The following is an 18,945-nucleotide window of genomic DNA, read 5'->3' as shown; positions in this document are numbered from 1 at the left end:
GCGTTCCCATCGACCTTGCCCGTGCCTACAACAGGCCGCCACCGTCAATGTCGATCACGGCGCCGGTCATAAAGCCATTTTCCATGGCCAGCACATACCCCGCCGCCACTTCTTCAGCCTGCCCCACACGACCCACCGGCAGGCCTTCGCCGGCCTTGGCGAACATCGCCAGGCGCTGTTCCTCGGCCAACCCGGCATACGCCGGTGTGTCAATCACCCCCGGGCTGACTACATTGACCCGACGCGGCGCCAACTCTTTGGCCAGTTGCTTGCCCAGCGCCTCGGTCGCCGCGTTGATGCCGGTCTTGATGAACTGGCCGGGCGCCAACTTGCGCCCCAGTTGCCCCGAGGTCAGGCTGATGCTGCCGTGCTCATGCAAATACGGCAGCGCCTGCTGGATGGCGCGCAACGCGCCCCAGAGTTTCACGTTGAAATTGTCCTGGGCCTCGAGCAAATCGGTCTCGACCAGCGTCTTGGCGCGTACCGACGGGCCGGACGTATACACCAGGTGATCAAAGCGCCCCACCGTCGCGAACAGACGCTGCAAGGACGCGGCGTCGGTGACGTCGACCGGTTCGCTGCGCAGACCGTTGTCTACGCCGGATGTCAGCCGACGCCCGGCCAGTACCACCTGTGCGCCACGCGCAGCGGCGGCCTTGGCGACTGCCGCACCGATCCCGCTGCTGCCACCGATCACGATGACGGTTTTACCGTTGAGGGAAGCGTTCATAGAGAAACATCCAAGGTCAGAAAGTGAGCGTTCATCTTCCTCGCTTGGCAATCCGCGAAAAATCCCGGTAAAACGACAAGATCTTTAAAGGAATTTTACAGATGAGCTCGACCCTGGACCTTGAAGTCTTTGTGCGCTCCGCCGATAGCGGCAGCTTGTCGGCCGCAGCACGTGGGCTGGGCCTGACGCCGGCCGCCGCGAGCATCGCCCTTAAACGCCTGGAAACCCGGCTCGGCGTGCGCCTGCTCGCGCGTTCCACCCGCAGCATGCGCTTGACCGAGGAAGGCCGGCGTTATCTGGACAGCGTACGGGTGGCACTGGAAGCCCTGGCGGAAGGCGAACAGGCCATCAAGCAACAGGGCCAGAGCCTGAGTGGCTTGTTGCAACTGGCGGCACCCTCGGATTTTGGGCGCAACGTGCTGCTGGGCTGGCTGGATGAGTTCAAGGTCGAACACCCGAACATCCGCTTGCAACTGCTGCTCAATGACAGCAACGCCGACCTGTTTCGCGACACCGTCGACATTGCCCTGCGCTTTGGCGTCCCCCGAGACTCAAGCCTGGTGGCGCTGCCGGTGGTACCGGGCCATCGGCGCATTGCCTGCGCCAGCCCCGACTACCTCGCGCGTCATGGCACACCGAGCCAGCCGGCGGATTTGGCGCACCACAGTGCATTGCGTTATATGCGCCGTGGGCAGGCCAATAACACCTGGTATTTTCGCCAGGGCACGCACCTGCAGGAAGTCGAGGTCACGGGCGACTATCTGAGTGACGATGGTGAAATCGTTCGGCGCTGGGCCCTGGCCGGCCATGGCATCGCCTATAAAGCCGCCCTGGACATCGCCCGCGATATCCAAGCGGGGCGGCTGGTGCCGCTGCTGACCGATTGGCAAGGCGAGCCGACGCCGTTCAACCTGATGTGCCCCCATCGCCTGCAAGTGTCGGAACGCGTGAAAGTGCTGCATCGTTTTCTTCAGCTACGCTGCCAGGCGTTGCTGAGTGCATGAAGAAACCTGGGCAGGGCTTGTTCCAGAGCGGCCCGATCTGGTATTGCAGGCGCTACGTTTCAACGCCACGAGGAGCTTTCCATGATTTACCGCACACTGGGCCAGTCCGGCTTGAAGGTCAGCGCACTGACACTCGGCACCATGATGTTTGGTGAACAGACCAGCACTGAAGACTCGCTGCGCATCATCGACAAAGCCTGGGACCAAGGCATCAACTTTATCGACACGGCTGACGTGTATACCGGCGGGCGCTCCGAAGAGATCGTGGGTGAGGCCATTGCGCGTAACCGCCAGGATTGGGTGGTGGCGTCGAAAGTCGGCATCGGCCCGGCAGAAGGTTTGCCCAACCGCAGCGGGTTGAGCCGCAAGCGTATGTTCAATGCGCTGGAGGCCAGCCTGGCACGCCTGGACACCGATTACCTGGATATCTATTACCTGCACCGTGAAGACCACGACACCCCCTTGGAGGCTACGGTGTCAGCCATCGGCGATCTGATCCGCCAGGGCAAGATCCGCTACTGGGGCCTGTCCAATTATCGTGGCTGGCGCATTGCCGAGGTGATCCGGGTCGCCGAGCGTCTGGGCGTGGACAAGCCGATCATCAGCCAGCCGCTGTATAACATCGTCAATCGCCAGGCCGAGGTCGAGCAGCTCACCGCGGCCGCCGCCTATGGCTTGGGCGTGGTGCCTTACAGCCCGCTGGCCCGCGGTGTGCTCAGCGGCAAGTACGCCCCTGATGCAACCCCCGAAGCCGGCAGCCGCGCGGCGCGCCAGGACAAGCGCATTCTGGAAACCGAATGGCGCGTCGAGTCGCTGCGCATTGCCCAGCAGATTCAGCAATACACCCAAGGCCGGGGCGTGGGGATGGTCGAGTTTGCGATTGCCTGGGTGCTGAACCATTCGGCGGTGAGTTCGGCCATTGTCGGACCGCGTACCGAGGCGCAGTGGGATGCCTACACGGGCGCGCTGGATGTGAAGATCACGGCGCAGGATGAGGCGTTTATCGACGCGCTGGTGACGCCTGGGCATTCGTCCACACTGGGCTTCAATGATGTGGGCCATTTTGTCTCAGGGCGCATCGCCCGCTCCTGATGATCACCCCCTGTCGGCGCACGCGGGTTTGCCGCCACCCGCCCGTGCCGCAGGCAGTGCGCAAAAAAATTCCATCAAACGCTCCAAAACAGCGCACAGCCTGCCGCTAAAAGCACCATAATCGCCTGCTCTTTGTATCCATCAGTTTTCGCGAGAACGGCGTGTCTAAAGGTGTTGCGTTATCGGTCTTGGCCTCGGTGCTGTTTGCCGTGATGTATTACTTCACATCCCTGCTGACGCCCTTGAGTGGCCTGGAGATTTTCGGCTGGCGCATGTTGCTGACCGCGCCCTGCATGACGGTGTTCATGATCGTCAGCGGCGAATGGCGCCGCGTGTGGGACGTGCTGCGGATGTTGGCGGCCAAACCACGCTTGATCGTCGGTGTACTGCTGTCGTCGGCGCTGCTGGGCGCGCAGTTGTGGTTGTTCATGTGGGCGCCGCTGAATGGGCGCAGCCTGGACGTGTCGGTGGGGTATTTCCTGCTGCCGCTGAGCATGGTGCTGACCGGGCGCCTGGTGTATGGCGAACATCTGTCGCGCCTGCAACAGATTGCCGTGGTGTTCGCCGCCATCGGCGTGCTGAACGAGTTGTATCGGGCTGGCGGGTTTTCCTGGGCGACGCTGGTGGTGGTCATCGGCTACCCGGTGTATTTCGTGGTGCGCAAGTACCTGACCACCGACCACCTGGGCGGCCTGTGGCTGGATATGGCGCTGATGCTGCCGGTGGCCTGGTGGTTCGTGCAAAGTGGCGACCAGGGTTTCGCGGTGCTCGACGCCCAGCCGAAACTGTATGCGTTGATTCCCATCCTGGGCTTGATCAGTGCCTCGGCACTGGTGAGCTACATCATTGCCAGCCGTTTGTTGGCATTCAGCCTGTTCGGGCTGCTCAGCTACGTGGAGCCGGTATTGCTGCTGGGTGTAGCGTTACTGCTGGGCGAAGGGATCAAGGACGGGCAATGGTTGACCTATATTCCGATCTGGTTGGCGGTGATGGTCCTGGTGTACGAAGGGTTCAAGCACCTGGTGCGTCAGCGTAGAGCCTGAAGCGGGCGCAGGCGGTCTGGCTGCCGGCTCAGCCGGTTCTCACCGTGGTGCTTGCAGGGCGCACCGGCGCGATCTGCTCAAGACCATCAGCCAACCCTGTCAGTACTGTTCGGGTAGTACCGTAATACGGGATCTCGCCTTGGGCTTGCTCACCGAGGTTTTCCAGTTGCGCGTCCATCGTTTTCTGGTCCACGCCGAACAACTTGCCGATCCGGTTATCCCTGTTCAACTCAACCAATGTGCCGCTCCCGGGATTGGTCAATTGGGTCTCAAGGGAATGTGCCACATCCTCGGGAACCCCCAATGCTGTCAGCGCCTTGCCAAGGCCATGGCCTGGGTTTCTGAGTTGCTTGAGGAGTTCTTCGTAGAGTCCGTTCAAGTCGTTGGCGCCAACGTTGTCGAGCGCAACGCTCGTCACCGTCTGGCGGTATTGATCGAATGAAAGCAGTTGCAGCGGCTGATCATCGTTCAAAGCGTTTTTCACGAAGTAGAAACCGTCACGGGCTGCGCCATGCAGGTTTCCATAGGCGTCATACTTATAGATGACCTCCTTGCCGTCGGTGCGCTTCCCTATGTAAGTCGCGCTGCCATCGGGCGCAAGATTGTAAAGCCGAGTACCGGTCAAACCCTTGACGGGAGCCGGTGGCACGCTGCCTGTTCCGCTCAGATACGTGAAGACATCGCCTTTGACCCGAGCGAAACTGCCCACCACTGCATTGATATCGTTATCGGCAAAGTCCACCAGCCTCTGCCTGACCCGTTCGACCTGCTGGGGCGCCCTATCGTTGGAAAAGTGCCGCGCAAAACTATCCAGCTCCTTTGGGTCGAGGGCCATCGTTTTAACCCAGTCGGTCAGTTCCTCGCGGTCTTTGAACTCATAGAATGCATACTGGCCCTCCTCCGGTACGTACAGCAGGAAATTGGGGCCCTCAGCCGTGACAGGCACGCGCTTGATCATCAGAATGTCATTGGCTTGAACCCCATCGACCGCGAACGTAGACACCTGCACCCCGGGTGCCCCACGCGTGCCTGGATACACGACCGCATCCACCAGCTTCTTGCCTTCGACACTCAGGACATCATCGCGAAATGCCTCATCGGCTTCATCAATGAACCGACGGCGGGCCTGGTCACTGCGCTGCAACGTCTGCGCTGCGGGAGCTGGATCAGGCGGTTTGGATGTGACGGTGGGCGCCGGTGGGTGCCCAGGCAAAGATGCAATATTCATCAGAAAACCTCTTTAATCAGATGAAGATTTCCCTACATCGGACGCGACCGGCTACCTGCGTCACTGTCCTCTTTGTGGAGGGTCTTGCCCAACCGGTTCCGTTGTCCTGCCGGCCATGGTCAACCTATACAGCGCATACAAAAAAGCCCGGCAGGGAAGACTCCCGGCCGGGCTTTCAAGTATTGCGAACGAGTCGATCAGTCCGCCGTCAACACGCCCCGGCGCACCTGGTCACGCTCGATCGATTCGAACAGTGCCTTGAAGTTGCCCTCACCAAAGCCGTCATCGCCTTTGCGCTGGATGAATTCGAAGAACACCGGGCCCATCAGGGTTTCCGAGAAAATCTGCAGCAGCAGGCGTTTGTCGCCCTCGATCGACGAACCATCGAGCAGGATGCCGCGTGCTTGCAACTGATCCACCGGCTCGCCGTGGTTCGGCAGGCGGCCTTCGAGCATTTCGTAGTAGGTGTCCGGTGGCGCGGTCATGAAGCGCATGCCGATCTTCTTCAGCGCGTCCCAGGTCTTGACCAGGTCGTCGGTCAGGAACGCCACGTGCTGGATGCCTTCGCCGTTGAACTGCATCAGGAACTCTTCGATCTGGCCCGCGCCCTTGGATGATTCCTCGTTCAGCGGGATGCGGATCATGCCGTCCGGAGCACTCATGGCCTTGGACGTCAGGCCGGTGTATTCGCCCTTGATATCGAAGTAGCGCGCTTCACGGAAATTGAACAGTTTCTCGTAGAAGTTGGCCCAGTAGACCATGCGTCCGCGATAGACGTTGTGGGTCAGGTGGTCGATGACTTTCAAGCCCGCGCCCTGGGGGTTGCGGTCCACGCCTTCGAGGTACACGAAGTCGATGTCATAGATCGAGCTGCCTTCGCCGAAACGGTCGATCAGGTACAGCGGTGCACCGCCGATGCCCTTGATGGCAGGCAGGTTCAGCTCCATCGGGCCGGTTTCGATGTGGATCGGCTGGGCGCCCAGCTCCAGTGCGCGGTTGTAGGCTTTTTGCGAGTCCTTGACGCGAAACGCCATGCCGCAGACCGACGGGCCGTGTTCGGCCGCGAAATACGATGCAAGGCTTTCTGGTTCGTTGTTGAGGATCAGGTTGATTTCGCCCTGACGGTACAGATGGACGTTCTTGGAGCGGTGGGTCGCGACTTTGCTGAAGCCCATGATCTCGAAGATCGGCTCCAGGATGCCAGGGGTCGGCGACGCGAATTCGATAAATTCAAAGCCCATCAGGCCCATCGGGTTTTCGTATAGATCTGCCATGATTTGGCGCCTCATCATTCTTGTGGTTAAGCGGATTTCAATTGCCGGCAAGGATGAGGTGCAACGGTGGCGCGCAGGAGAGTCCTCGCACGCTGCGGGCGAGGAAGTCACCGAAAATGAGGGGGGAGCCGAGTAGCTTCATGGTTACATCAGTCTCTGACAGCCGAGGCCTGCGTGAGCGCAAGTCCATATTCTTGTATGCGTAAATCGATTCTACACAGCGTAACCTGATTTGTCCTATTCCTTATCAAATCCCTATGCCTTGGCGGTTGCAAGAGGTTTATTGCACCGGTAGATGCCCAGCAGAATCAACACGGCGCCGACATACATCACAGGCGTCAGTCGCTCGTCGAGCAGCAGCGCACTGCTGATCACGGCGGTCAGCGGGTTAAGCGCGATAAAGGCGCCGGACCGCGTCGCGCCAATCCGACGAATACCGTCGTAATAGCCGATGTAGGCCAAGGCCGAGCCCAACACACCGAGGTAAACCAGGCTGAGCCATTGAACAGGCTGGATCGCAGCCAGCCGCTGTAGCGTGAAAGCACCCATCAGCGCACTCGTCACCGTCAGCATCAAGGTGCCCAGCAGGATTGACCAAGTGACGGTCTGCAAGGGGCCCAGGCTCTGGTTGAGGCTGCGCGAGAACAACGAATAGACGCCCCACCCCACCACGCAGCCAAAGATCAACCCATCCCCCAGCCAGGCATGGGCCGCGCCCTGCAGCAAGTTCGGGTTGCGACTGACGATCACCAGCCCCGCACCGCCCAGGCACAGCAGAATGCCTGCGGCACTCACGCGTTCCTTGAACAACAGCCAGGCCGCCAGGCCAATCACGGCCGGATTCAAGGCGACGATCAATGAGGCACGCGAAGCATTGGTGTAATGCAAGCCATAGAAAAAGCAGAGGTTATAGAAATAAATGCCGAAAAAGCCCAATACCGCCAGCTGTAGCAATTGCCTGCGGCTGGGGCGTGCCAGGGGAACCCGCGCCACGGCCAAAAACGCCAGCAACGCCAGGCTCGCCAGCAGAAAGCGCACACTTGCGGCCAGTAAAGGGTCGACGTCAGGCGCCAGGTACCGTCCTGCGACAAAAGTGCCGCCCCAAATGACAGTCACTGCGACCAGTTTCAGGTAGGTCAGATGATCATTCATACGCGTTTAAGCTCCTCAAGGGCTGGGATGCGCGTATTCTTCGGCTAATGATCCGTCATCGTAAAATGAGTAAACGCTCATGACCCTTACCCAGCTTGAGATATTCTCTCTGGTCGCCGAACTCCAAGGCTTCACCAGCGCAGCCCATCGTCTCGGGATCAGCCAGTCGGCCGTGTCCCATGCGATTCGGTCCCTGGAGCAGGAACTGGGCGTCGAGCTGTTGCATCGTCATCAGGCCCAAGTGGAGCTCAGCGACATCGGCCGGCAACTGCTGGCGCGAGCAAGGGCGATGCTGGGGCTGGCCAACACCCTGCGTCAGGAGGCCGCCGATGCCCGGGGCATGCGCACCGGCACCCTGCGGATCGGCTCATTCGGGCCTACCTCATCGATGCAATTGCTGCCGAAGATCCTGCAGGGTTATCGCGCCGCTCATCCGGGGATCGAGGTGCATATCCACGAAGGCCCGGATCGACAAGTGATCCAGTGGCTGGACGATCGGCGTATCGATGTCGGGTTCGTGGTGCTGCCCCTGGAGCGCTTTGATACTGTCCCACTGATGCAGGATCAGATGGTGGCATTGCTGCCTGCCGGACATCCCCTGGCCCAGGCTCAGGCCGTCAGCCTGGAACAACTGTGCAGCGAGCCCTTTATCCTCACCGAAGCCGGCTCGTCCGAACTGGTTTCACACCTGTTCAGCAGCGCAAGGCTGAGCCCGAATGTGCGCTTTCACTGCTCGCAGTTGATCAGCACGCTGGATACCGTGGGCCGTGGAGACGGCGTGACCGTTGTCGCCGAGGCATCTTTGCCCCCGGCAACCGACAGCCGCTACGCGACGCGCCCTCTCCTGCCCCGCGTCCCGCGCGAAATCGGCCTGGCCGTACTGGACCGGCGCGAGTCATCCCCGGCGACGCTGGCGTTTATCGAATGGGCGCGCAAGGCGTTATAGCGCTGCAGATTTTATTCAGGCCCTGCAAGCATCCCTCTGAGTTGCCATCTATCCTCGGCAATGCATGCCTTATCACTCTGTTACCGGCCATCCTCTATGCCCCTGACCGCCAAAGGTCCACGAAGCCCAACCACTCGCTACCTGATCAGCGGCCTCAGCGCTTTGCTCCCCATTTTGCTGGGGGTGCCGATTCTGCATTGGCAGGCCGAACGCACCCTGCAGAAAAGCACCGAACAGACCGCCCAGGAGGCCGTGCGCCAATTCGACCTGATGCTCGATAACACCGACCTGGCCGCGCGGGCCTTGCTGCCCTTGGCCGGCCAACCCTGTGATAACGCGGTGCAATTGGCACTGCGTGAACAAGTCACCCGCCGGCCGTTTGTACGGGCGACCACCTTGTCTTTCCAGCGCAATATTTATTGCAGCTCGTTGTTTGGGAGCAATTACGAGTCACCGGTCAACCCCGAGGATTACGTTGCAGGACGGCTTTGGTTGATGAATGGCAACCCGGTCACACCCAACACCGCCCTGCTGGTGTACCGCCTTACAGACGGCGACAAAGGTGCCTTTGCCTCCATCGACGGCTACCACCTGACCAATGCCTTGCGCCTGATCAGTCGTTACGCGGGGCTGATTCTGCAGGTCGGCCCCCACTGGCTGGCAGCCGATGGCAGCGTTCACACCACGCCACCTCCGACCTTTGCCGTGGCCCATCAACATCTTGTTTCCCAGCGTTATCTCTACAGCGTGGAAGCCGGCATGCCTGACGGCGAAATCCTGCGCTACATGCAGGAACGTTACCCGGCGGTGTTCAGCCTGGTGGTGTTTTTCGGTGTGCTGGCCGGCGTCCTTGCGCACTGGTTGCAAAAGCGCTCATCGGCTCCCACCCAAGAGCTGCAACGCGCGCTGGGCGCCCATGAGTTCATTGCCCATTACCAGCCCGTCGTGCGTGGCGATACCCGGGAGTGGGCCGGCTGCGAAGTGCTGATGCGTTGGCAGCATCCTAAAGAGGGGCTGGTGCGGCCCGACTTGTTTATTCCGTTGGCCGAGCATTCCGGCCTGATTGTGCCGATGACCCGTGCGCTGATGCGCCAGGTCGCTGCGCAACTGGCGCCGCATGCCGCTCGCTTCGCGCCAGGCTTTCATATTGGGGTGAATATCACGGCCCGTCATTGTGAGGACCTGGCATTGGTGGAGGACTGCCGCACGTTCCTCGCCGCGTTCCCACCAGGCCAGGTCATACTCGTGCTGGAATTGACCGAGCGTGAGTTGATCCAGCCTACCGATATCACGCGCCGCTTGTTCGAGGCGTTGCATGAACTGGGGGTGATGATTGCCATTGATGACTTCGGCACTGGCCATTCCAGCCTGGGTTATTTGCGCAACTTCAATGTCGACTACTTGAAGATAGACCAGAGCTTCGTCGCGATGATTGGCCAGGATGCACTTTCACGGCACATTCTGGACAGCATCATCGAACTGTCCGGCAAGCTCGACCTGGGCATTGTGGCCGAAGGGGTGGAGACGACCGAGCAATGTGAGTACCTGGCGGCACAAGGTGTGGATTTTCTGCAAGGCTATCTGTTCGGCAGACCACTCCCGGGTGAAGAGTTCATTAAATCGATGCGCAGCCATTGATTAGCCATCTAATCCGGAATGAAAGAATGTTATTTAGGCAAAAGACATGATTTACTCGTGATGCATTAACTACTACAATTTTTCCTGCCTGTGTTGAACTCGCAGGAAGGCTTGTTTCTTGAGTCGCCAACACTCTTGGCTTATAGCGTTATCTTCAGTCGATATCAGCCAAATACACTATTGGAGTACAGATTTTGTCCAGACTCGCCGAATTTCGCGCAGCAGAAAAAGCCCTTCAAGAGCAGCTCGCCCAGCTGGAATCCCTGAAGAACGATGCTGGCCTGAAGAAAGAAATCGAATTCGAAGAAAAGCTCCAGGGGCTGATGAAGACTTACGGCAAAGGCCTGCGCGATATCATTGCCATCCTTGATCCGAACTTTGGCAAAGGCACTGCAACTACTGCGGCCGCACCAAAACAGCGCCGCGCACGCGTGGTCAAGGTCTACCACAACCCGCACACCGGCGAGCTGATCGAAACCAAAGGCGGCAACCACCGCGGTCTTAAAGCCTGGAAAGAACAGTACGGCGCCGCCACTGTAGATTCCTGGCTGCGCGGCTGATCAAAGCGCACTAACAAAGAGCCCCGCTTATGCGGGGCTTTTTTTGCTTAATCGTTCGAAAGCGAACTTAACAACGATTTCATTGTGTTCAAAGTCGCGCGTGCAGCGCGCTTAAAGTTTCAGGCTACCGCGTACCGAATTGACCTCATCCTTGCTTGCCTCGTACACCTGAGCCTGGCCGGCAAATGAAAAAACATACGCCTTGTCGGTATCAACAGCGCCGACTAAAGTTTGCGACAGTACGTGCCGTCCATTCTCGGTAATCACGCAAGTAGTCTCCAGTGCGTCCAGGCGACTCAGTGTTGTAGGGTGCATTTTGCTGCACACGCTTTGATAGCCACCCTGGGCAAAATCTTTCTGGATGGATTTACGCATCTCCAGCAGCACGCCTTGAAGATTAACTTTATGGCCCGCCTCTATCGGTGTAGCGGTCAGTTCCATCACCATCAAGGTCGAGCCATTTTCATCATTCTTGATCGCCCGCTGCCGAGTCACGGCCTGGGGAGTGGCGGGCGCGTCGCTATCGGGAGCGACCTCCTCGATCTGCCAGCCGCTGGGCCAATGAACCTGTGGATCAGCCGCCAGCACCCACGGGCTGCCCAACAGAAAACCCACAGCACCTAACAGCGGTTTACGAAATGCGATCATTGCAAGGAACATCCAGAATTCAAGCGTTGAAGTTTGAGCCTGAGGCCCACAGGTCGCAAGGCCCGCGCGGGCTTTTTCATTTGGCGCACCGGGCATGGCTTGCGTATCATGACGCAGCTGCAGGGATGCTTGCCGCAAGCCAAGGAACCGCTCGGCCCCACTGACCTCAAACGGGAGTCGAGTTTGCCCCATTTTTTTCTGGAGGGCCCATGAGCCTGCACGATCTGAACACTTTCCCAGGCGTCACCGCCCAACCTGATACCGCCACGTCCAACTTCGTGTTCAACCACACGATGCTGCGGGTCAAAGACATCACCAAGTCGCTGGATTTCTATACCCGCGTCCTGGGCTTCTCCCTGGTTGAAAAACGCGACTTCCCGGAAGCCGAATTCAGCCTGTACTTCCTGGCCCTGGTGGACAAGGCCCAGATCCCGGCAGACGCCGCTGAGCGCACCCAGTGGATGAAGTCGATTCCCGGCATCCTGGAACTGACCCATAACCACGGCACCGAAAACGACGCCGATTTTGCGTACCACAACGGCAACACCGACCCACGTGGCTTTGGCCATATCTGCATCTCGGTGCCGGATATCGTCGCCGCCTGCGAACGCTTCGAAGCCTTGGGCTGTGATTTCCAGAAGCGCCTGAGCGACGGCCGCATGAAAAGCCTGGCCTTCATCAAGGACCCGGACGCCTACTGGGTCGAGATCATCCAACCCGCGCCGCTGTAAAGCTTTCACGCATAAAAAACCCCATGAGCAATCATGGGGTTTTTCGTTAATGCGCCAGAGTTCAGGCCGGAGCGGAGGTACGAATCAGGTGATCGAACGCGCTCAGTGAAGCCTTGGCGCCCTCGCCGACCGCAATCACGATCTGCTTGTACGGCACAGTGGTCACGTCACCGGCGGCGAACACACCCTGCAGTGAGGTTTCGCCACGGGCATCGACGATGATCTCGCCACGCGGTGTCAGTTCCACGGTGCCTTTGAGCCAGTCGGTGTTAGGCAGCAAGCCGATCTGCACAAAGATACCTTCCAGGTCGATGGTCTTGAACTCACCGCTGTCGCGATCCTTGTACGCAAGGCCGGTCACTTTCTGGCCATCACCTTTGACTTCGCTGGTCAGCGCGCTAGTGATCACGTCAACGTTCGGCAGGCTGTAAAGCTTGCGTTGCAATACGGCGTCGGCGCGCAGCTTGCTGTCGAACTCAAGCAAGGTGACATGGCTGACGATGCCGGCCAGGTCGATGGCCGCTTCAACGCCGGAGTTACCGCCGCCGATCACTGCCACGCGCTTGCCTTTGAACAACGGGCCATCGCAGTGTGAGCAGAAGCACACGCCTTTGGCCTTGTATTCCTGCTCGCCTGGTACGCCCATTTCACGCCAGCGGGCACCGGTGGCCAGAATCACGGTCTTGGACTTGAGGACCGCACCGCTTTCAAAACGGATTTCGTGCAAGTCACCGGCAGTTTTCGCCGGGATCAAGCTGCTGGCGCGCTGCAGGTTCATGATGTCCACGTCGTACTGACGCACGTGGGCTTCCAGGGCGCTTGCCAGTTTCGGCCCTTCGGTTTCCTGCACCGAGATGAAGTTCTCGATGGACATGGTATCCAGTACCTGCCCGCCGAAACGTTCAGCGGCCACACCCGTACGGATGCCTTTACGGGCCGCGTAGATGGCTGCGGACGAACCGGCTGGGCCACCACCGACGACCAGCACATCAAACGCGTCTTTGGCGCTGATTTTCTCGGCGGCTTTTTCGGCGCCACTGGTGTCGAGCTTGGCCAGGATCTCTTCCAGCCCCATGCGCCCTTGGCCAAAATTCACTCCATTGAGGTAGACACTGGGCACCGCCATGATCTGGCGTTCATCGACCTCAGCCTGGAACAGCGCACCGTCAATAGCGACGTGACGGATGTTCGGGTTGAGCACGGCCATCAGGTTCAGCGCCTGGACCACGTCCGGGCAGTTCTGGCAGGACAGCGAGAAGTAAGTCTCGAAGCTGAACTCGCCTTTGAGGGCGCGGATCTGTTCAATCACTTCGACACTGGCCTTCGATGGGTGGCCACCGACTTGCAGCAGGGCCAGCACCAACGAAGTGAATTCATGGCCCATCGGGATACCGGCGAAACGCAGGCTGATGTCGGCACCCAGGCGGTTGATGGAGAACGACGGCTTGCGCGCATCATTGCCATCGGTTTTCAGGGTAATCAGCGTCGTGAGGCTGGTTACGTCCTGCAAAAGAGCAAGCATTTCCTGGGATTTCGCGCCGTCGTCGAGGGAGGCGACGATCTCGATCGGCTGGGTGACCCGTTCCAGGTATGACTTCAACTGAGCTTTAAGATTGGCGTCCAACATACGGGCGATTTCCTATTAATTCGGTTTATTGCAGACAAAAAAACGCCCGAGCGAATCTCGCCCGGGCGTTTTGAGGGGCGGTTGCAGCTTACTGAGTCGGTGCGGAGACCCGCCCTTGATACTTCACAGACTTAGATCTTGCCGACCAGGTCCAGGGACGGAGCCAGGGTGGCCTCGCCTTCTTTCCACTTGGCTGGGCACACTTCGCCTGGGTGGGCAGCAACGTACTGGGCCGCCTTGATTTTGCGCAGCAGCTCGGAAGCGTCACGGCCAACACCGCCGTCGTTCAGTTCAACGATCTTGATCTGACCTTCCGGGTTGATCACGAAAGTACCGCGGTCCGCCAGGCCGGCTTCTTCGATCAGTACGTCGAAGTTGCGCGAGATGGTCAGGGTTGGGTCGCCGATCATGGTGTACTGGATTTTGCCGATGGCTGGCGAAGTGTTGTGCCAGGCAGCGTGGGCAAAGTGAGTGTCGGTGGAGACGCTGTAGATCTCAACGCCCAGCTTCTGGAATTCGGCGTAGTTGTCGGCCAGGTCTTCCAGTTCGGTTGGGCAAACGAAGGTGAAGTCGGCTGGGTAGAAGAACACTACCGACCATTTGCCTTTCAGGTCAGCGTCGGTCACATCTACGAAGCTGCCGTTTTTGAATGCGGTGGCTTTGAACGGTTTTACTTGGCTGTTGATGATAGGCATCGTTGACTCTCCGTCAGGGGTTAAGAAGTTGATGAAGTGAATCCTACCCACTCTCTCGTTCGATGGCTCATTGGCAAACCTCATGCTGACGATTGCTTTTGCCTATCAGGCGGCCATATCAATAGAAGAAATCTCAAAGCAACGCTGACGTCGCCAAGGTCATGCCGAGAAAGGGCGTCGACTCAACATAGCGCATGGCCGATTTCATGTCGCTCCAGCCGACGTAACTCATCAATGACTTCAAGTCCCAACCGCTGCGATGCGCCCAGGTCGCGAAGCCCCGACGCAAGGAGTGGCTGGTATAGGCGTCGGCGGCAATGCCCGCACGTTCCAGGGCCTGGCGCAGCAGCGGGATCACACTGTTAGGGTGCAGCCCCTCCTTGCCCAGGTTGCCCCAGCGGTCTATGCCTCGAAACACCGGGCCGGCCACCAAGGCCGAGGCGCTCAGCCATTCACTGTAGGCCTGCACCGGGCACAGGCGTAGCAACGCCGGCGTCTGGTAGGTCTTGCCAAGGTTTTCCCGGTCGCTCTTGCTGCGCGGCAGATACAGGCTGATGCCCGCTCCCGGCACCGCGTGCACGTGCTGGATTTGCAGGCGACACAATTCATCGCTGCGAAACCCGCGCCAGAACCCGAGCAGGATCAGCGCCGTGTCGCGCTTGGCGCGCAGTAAACGTGGCAGGTCCTGAGCCTCGCTCGCCCGCTTCGCCTCGGCCTCAAGGGCGGCAATCACCTGCTCAAGCTGCTTGAGCTGCAACGGTTCGGCCTGTTTTTCCCGCGCGGGATGCACGGCGCGAATACCTTTGAGCACCTTGCGCACGACCGGCGCCTTGGTGGGGTCGGCAAAACCCTGGCTGGTATGCCACTGCGCCAACGCCGAGAGGCGCAGCTTCAAGGTGTTGACCGCCAGCACTCCGGCATGGGCCACCAGGTACCGGGCGACGCTGTCGCTGGTCGCCGGCAGGAACCCGCCCCAGCTGACTTCGAAGTGTTCGATGGCGGCACGATAACTGCGCCGCGTGTTATCGCGGGTGGCGGCGTTGAGATAACGGTCCAGATCGCTCATGAGGTGCCTACTTGACGACTGCTTGTACTGCTGCGGCGCGTTTCAGGGATAAAAACGGCATTCACACGGGATAATACGCCAATATCCCATCTGTTGAATCGTGAATTTAAACAACGTTTTGTTCGTGATATAGTACGTAAATACATACCATGTACCACATTATCAAATCGACGGAGACTCCATGGCTCGCGGCGGCATAAACAAAGCAGTTGTGCAGACGGCACGCCTGGCCATCCTGGCCCGCGGCGAAAACCCCAGCATTGATGCGGTACGCATCGAAATGGGCAATACCGGCTCGAAAACCACGATTCATCGCTATTTGAAGGAGCTGGATGAAAGCGAAAACCGCCTGGCCATTACCCAAGCCCCTCTGGATGATGAACTGAGCGAACTGGTCGCACGCCTGGCGCAACGCCTTAAAGAGAAAGCCCAGGAGCCCATCGACCTGGCCCAGGCGCAATTCGAACAGCACAAAGCCGCCCTGCTCACCCAACTGGAAACCCTTGAGCAAGCGCACAGCCAGCTCCAACAACAATTCGATATCCAGGGTGCCGCCCTGGCCGAAGAAAGCGCCGCCCTGCAAACCGCCAGCACCAGCCTGCAGACCGAACAAACCCGCAATGCGGGCCTCAGCCAGGCGTGCAGCGACTACGAGTTGAGGCTCAACGACAAGGACGAGCAGATTCGCTCATTGGAAGATAAGCACCTGCATGCCCGGGATGCCCTTGAGCACTACCGCAACGCGGTCAAGGAACAGCGTGAGCAGGAACAGCGGCGCCATGAAGGCCAACTGCAACAACTCCAGGCAGAACTGCGTCAGGCCCAGCAAAGCGCCCTGGTGCGCCAGGATGAAATCACTCAACTGCATCGCGACAATGAACGGCTACTGATCGAGCACAGGGTCACGATGAAGGAGCTGGCCGCCCAGCAGGAGCAAAACCGCCAGGAGCAGGCCCAGCAACTCAAGCTGAGCGAACAGCTCAGCCTGATCGAAAGCGAACGCACCCTGCTGCAAGAGCGCTTGCGGGTTGCGTTGCTGGAAAGCCAGTCACGCCAGCAGGCGCTCAGTGAATGTCAGCACGCGCAAAAAACCCTGGAACTGGACCTGCTCAAGGCCCAGGCCAGCATCGAGGCGTTGCAGTTGGCGGCCACCCTTGCGGCGGCACCCGAAGCAACGCCCGACGCCTGATCAATCCGCCATAGGCGTGCGCATGGTGACGAACTCTTCCGCCGCCGTGGGGTGCACGCCGATGGTCTCGTCGAAATGCCGTTTGGTCGCGCCCGCCTTGAGCGCAATCGCCAGGCCCTGGACGATCTCGCCAGCGTCCGGCCCCACCATGTGACAGCCCAGGACTTTATCGGTGTCGGCGTCGACGACCAGCTTCATCAGGGTTTTCTCCTGGCAATCGGTCAGCGTCAATTTCATTGGCCGGAAGCGGCTTTCGAAGATCTGCACCTTGTGGCCGTTCTTCTTCGCCTCTTCTTCGGTCAGGCCGACGGTACCGATATTCGGCAGGCTGAACACCGCGGTCGGGATCATCGCGTAATCCACCGCACGGTACTGCTCCGGCTTGAACAGTCGACGTGCCACTGCCATGCCTTCGGCCAGGGCAACCGGAGTCAATTGCACGCGACCAATCACATCGCCGATTGCCAGGATCGAAGGCTCGGCGGTCTGGTACAGCTCGTCCACCTCGACGAAACCCCGCTCATCCAAGCGGACGCCGGTATTTTCCAACCCCAGGTTGTCCAGCATCGGCCGGCGGCCGGTGGCGTAGAACACGCAATCGGCTTCCAACACGCGACCATCTTTCAGCGTGGCCTTGAGGCTGCCATCGGCTTGCTTGTCGATGCGCTCGATATCGGCATTGAATTGCAGATCCAGGCCGCGCTTGGTCAGTTCTTCCTGCAGGTGCTTGCGCACAGCGCCATCAAACCCACGCAAGAACAGGTCGCCGCGGTACAGCAGCGTGGTCTGCGCGCCCAGGCCATGGAAAATGCCCGCGAATTCAACGGCAATATAGCCCCCGCCCACCACCAGCACGCGCTTGGGCAGCTCCTTGAGGAAAAAGGCTTCATTGGAGCCGATGGCGTGTTCGCGTCCGGGAATGTCCGGAATCTGCGGCCAGCCGCCCGTGGCGATCAGAATATGTTTGGCGGTGAAACGCTCACCATTGATCTCCACCTGATGCGGGTCCACCAGGCGCGCATGCCCTTCATGCAAGGTCACGCCGCTGTTGACCAGCAGGTTGCGATAGATGCCATTGAGGCGGTTGATCTCACGATCCTTGTTGGCGATCAAGGTCGCCCAATCAAAGTTCGCTTCACCCAGCGACCAGCCGAAACCACTGGCCTGCTCAAAGTCTTCGGCGAAATGCGCGCCGTATACCAGCAGCTTTTTCGGCACACAGCCGACATTCACGCAGGTACCGCCCAGGTAGCGACTTTCCGCGACGGCCACCTTGGCGCCAAAACCCGCAGCAAAACGTGCTGCGCGGACGCCACCGGAACCGGCGCCAATTACATACAGGTCAAAATCGTAGGCCATTTCACTCTCCTCGGCAGGACATCAGCATACCGACTTACATGGGGCTGAAAAACGAAAAAGCCACCCGAAGGTGGCTTTCTCTTTAAACGGGCGGGCTTGCGTGAATCAGTAAGCCTTGCCGGTTTTGTAGAAGTGCTCGTAGCAGAAGTTGGTTGCTTCGATATAACCCTCGGCACCACCGCAGTCAAAACGCTGGCCTTTGAATTTGTAGGCAATGACGCAACCGTCTTTGGCTTGCTTCAACAGGGCGTCGGTGATCTGGATCTCACCACCCTTGCCCGGCTCGGTTTCTTCGATCAGCTTGAAGATATCCGGAGTCAGGATATAACGACCGATAATCGCCAGGTTCGACGGAGCATCTTCCGGTGCTGGTTTTTCAACCATGTCACGTACGCGGATCAGGCCATCACCGATGTCGTCGCCGGCGATGACGCCGTACTTGTTGGTTTGATCCGGATCCACTTCCATGACCGCAACGATGGTGCAACGGTACTTCTGGTACAGCTTGACCATCTGGGTCAGTACGCCGTCGCCTTCCAGGTTCACACACAGGTCATCCGCCAGTACCACGGCGAAAGGTTCGTCACCAATCAGTGGGCGACCGGTCAGGATGGCGTGACCCAAGCCTTTCATCTGGGTCTGACGGGTGTAGGAGAACGAGCACTCGTCGAGCAGTTTACGGATACCAACCAGGTATTTTTCCTTGTCGGTGCCCTTGATCTGGTTTTCCAGCTCGTAGCTGATGTCGAAGTGGTCTTCCAGCGCGCGCTTGCCACGACCGGTCACGATGGAGATTTCGTTCAGGCCGGCATCCAGTGCTTCTTCCACGCCGTACTGAATCAGTGGCTTGTTCACCACCGGCAGCATCTCTTTGGGCATGGCTTTGGTCGCTGGCAGGAAGCGAGTGCCGTAACCGGCAGCTGGGAACAAGCATTTCTTGATCATATGAGTCCTTACAAAGGG

18 protein-coding genes are annotated in these 18,945 nt (G+C 59.2%); 8 read left to right on the top strand and 10 right to left on the bottom strand.

What is annotated here, in order from left to right; all coding sequences use genetic code 11:
* Nucleotides 1-25: 25 nt before the first annotated feature.
* Complete coding sequence (locus DK870_RS04110) at nucleotides 26-730, bottom strand: SDR family oxidoreductase (protein WP_161548019.1); 705 nt, start codon at nucleotides 728-730, stop codon at nucleotides 26-28.
* A gap of 101 nt (nucleotides 731-831) precedes the next feature.
* Here DK870_RS04110 and DK870_RS04105 point away from each other — a divergent pair, with 101 nt between their 5' ends.
* From DK870_RS04105 to rarD, 3 genes are all read left to right on the top strand, one after another.
* The gene (locus tag DK870_RS04105; protein ID WP_161548018.1) at nucleotides 832-1,734 is read left to right on the top strand and encodes a LysR family transcriptional regulator; all 903 of its coding nucleotides are present in this window, start codon (nucleotides 832-834) and stop codon (nucleotides 1,732-1,734) included.
* Between the two features lie 81 nt (nucleotides 1,735-1,815).
* Entirely contained in the window at nucleotides 1,816-2,826 is a 1,011-nt protein-coding gene (locus tag DK870_RS04100; RefSeq protein WP_161548017.1) for an aldo/keto reductase, read from the top strand.
* Nucleotides 2,827-2,987: 161 nt separating this feature from the next.
* Nucleotides 2,988-3,869, top strand: a complete 882-nt coding sequence (rarD, locus tag DK870_RS04095) for an EamA family transporter RarD (protein ID WP_060752981.1) — start codon at nucleotides 2,988-2,990, stop codon at nucleotides 3,867-3,869.
* 28 nt (nucleotides 3,870-3,897) lie between these two features.
* On the opposite strand, the gene DK870_RS04090 is transcribed toward rarD, so the two are convergent.
* The 3 genes from DK870_RS04090 to DK870_RS04080 form a co-directional block, all read right to left on the bottom strand.
* Entirely contained in the window at nucleotides 3,898-5,097 is a 1,200-nt protein-coding gene (locus DK870_RS04090) for a dermonecrotic toxin domain-containing protein (RefSeq protein WP_244383442.1), read from the bottom strand.
* 197 nt (nucleotides 5,098-5,294) lie between these two features.
* Entirely contained in the window at nucleotides 5,295-6,371 is a 1,077-nt protein-coding gene (gene hppD, locus DK870_RS04085) for a 4-hydroxyphenylpyruvate dioxygenase (RefSeq protein WP_161548016.1), read from the bottom strand.
* 255 nt (nucleotides 6,372-6,626) lie between these two features.
* On the bottom strand, nucleotides 6,627-7,523 hold the full coding sequence (locus DK870_RS04080; RefSeq protein WP_161548015.1) for a DMT family transporter: 897 nt from the start codon (nucleotides 7,521-7,523) through the stop codon (nucleotides 6,627-6,629).
* Nucleotides 7,524-7,602: 79 nt separating this feature from the next.
* Here DK870_RS04080 and DK870_RS04075 point away from each other — a divergent pair, with 79 nt between their 5' ends.
* The 3 genes from DK870_RS04075 to DK870_RS04065 all read left to right on the top strand — a co-directional run bounded on the left by DK870_RS04075 (nucleotide 7,603) and on the right by DK870_RS04065 (nucleotide 10,667).
* Entirely contained in the window at nucleotides 7,603-8,469 is an 867-nt protein-coding gene (locus DK870_RS04075; protein ID WP_161548014.1) for a LysR family transcriptional regulator, read from the top strand.
* Nucleotides 8,470-8,565: 96 nt separating this feature from the next.
* The gene (locus tag DK870_RS04070) at nucleotides 8,566-10,107 is read left to right on the top strand and encodes an EAL domain-containing protein (protein WP_161548013.1); all 1,542 of its coding nucleotides are present in this window, start codon (nucleotides 8,566-8,568) and stop codon (nucleotides 10,105-10,107) included.
* A gap of 194 nt (nucleotides 10,108-10,301) precedes the next feature.
* Nucleotides 10,302-10,667 carry a histone-like nucleoid-structuring protein, MvaT/MvaU family gene (locus DK870_RS04065; RefSeq protein WP_104993851.1) on the top strand — a complete coding sequence of 122 codons (366 nt, stop codon included), beginning with the start codon at nucleotides 10,302-10,304 and terminating at the stop codon, nucleotides 10,665-10,667.
* Between the two features lie 111 nt (nucleotides 10,668-10,778).
* On the opposite strand, the gene DK870_RS04060 is transcribed toward DK870_RS04065, so the two are convergent.
* On the bottom strand, nucleotides 10,779-11,315 hold the full coding sequence (locus DK870_RS04060) for a DUF4946 domain-containing protein (protein WP_060753306.1): 537 nt from the start codon (nucleotides 11,313-11,315) through the stop codon (nucleotides 10,779-10,781).
* Nucleotides 11,316-11,524: 209 nt separating this feature from the next.
* On the opposite strand from DK870_RS04060, the gene gloA reads away from it, so the two are divergent.
* The gene (gene gloA / locus DK870_RS04055; protein ID WP_161548012.1) at nucleotides 11,525-12,046 is read left to right on the top strand and encodes a lactoylglutathione lyase; all 522 of its coding nucleotides are present in this window, start codon (nucleotides 11,525-11,527) and stop codon (nucleotides 12,044-12,046) included.
* Nucleotides 12,047-12,107: 61 nt separating this feature from the next.
* On the opposite strand, the gene ahpF is transcribed toward gloA, so the two are convergent.
* From ahpF to DK870_RS04040, 3 genes are all read right to left on the bottom strand, one after another.
* Entirely contained in the window at nucleotides 12,108-13,673 is a 1,566-nt protein-coding gene (gene ahpF, locus DK870_RS04050) for an alkyl hydroperoxide reductase subunit F (RefSeq protein WP_161548011.1), read from the bottom strand.
* 131 nt (nucleotides 13,674-13,804) lie between these two features.
* Nucleotides 13,805-14,368 (bottom strand): alkyl hydroperoxide reductase subunit C, encoded by a 564-nt coding sequence (gene ahpC / locus DK870_RS04045; RefSeq protein WP_003191303.1) that lies wholly within the window; start codon nucleotides 14,366-14,368, stop codon nucleotides 13,805-13,807.
* Between the two features lie 133 nt (nucleotides 14,369-14,501).
* Nucleotides 14,502-15,434 (bottom strand): site-specific integrase, encoded by a 933-nt coding sequence (locus DK870_RS04040; protein WP_161548010.1) that lies wholly within the window; start codon nucleotides 15,432-15,434, stop codon nucleotides 14,502-14,504.
* Between the two features lie 181 nt (nucleotides 15,435-15,615).
* On the opposite strand from DK870_RS04040, the gene DK870_RS04035 reads away from it, so the two are divergent.
* Nucleotides 15,616-16,623, top strand: coding sequence for a DNA-binding protein (locus tag DK870_RS04035; RefSeq protein ID WP_161548009.1), 1,008 nt, complete (start codon nucleotides 15,616-15,618; stop codon nucleotides 16,621-16,623).
* On the opposite strand, the gene gorA is transcribed toward DK870_RS04035, so the two are convergent.
* Together gorA and galU are read right to left on the bottom strand one after the other, a co-directional pair.
* Nucleotides 16,624-17,982: a glutathione-disulfide reductase gene (gene gorA, locus DK870_RS04030; protein ID WP_161548008.1), complete on the bottom strand. Its 1,359-nt coding sequence runs from the start codon at nucleotides 17,980-17,982 to the stop codon at nucleotides 16,624-16,626.
* A gap of 105 nt (nucleotides 17,983-18,087) precedes the next feature.
* Nucleotides 18,088-18,927, bottom strand: coding sequence for a UTP--glucose-1-phosphate uridylyltransferase GalU (galU, locus tag DK870_RS04025; protein ID WP_060752970.1), 840 nt, complete (start codon nucleotides 18,925-18,927; stop codon nucleotides 18,088-18,090).
* Nucleotides 18,928-18,945: the final 18 nt, after the last annotated feature.

Origin of the sequence: Pseudomonas sp. Q1 (genome assembly GCF_009935975.1) — a bacterium.
GTDB lineage: Bacteria > Pseudomonadota > Gammaproteobacteria > Pseudomonadales > Pseudomonadaceae > Aquipseudomonas > Aquipseudomonas palleroniana.
This window is presented reverse-complemented; position numbering and strand designations above follow the sequence as displayed.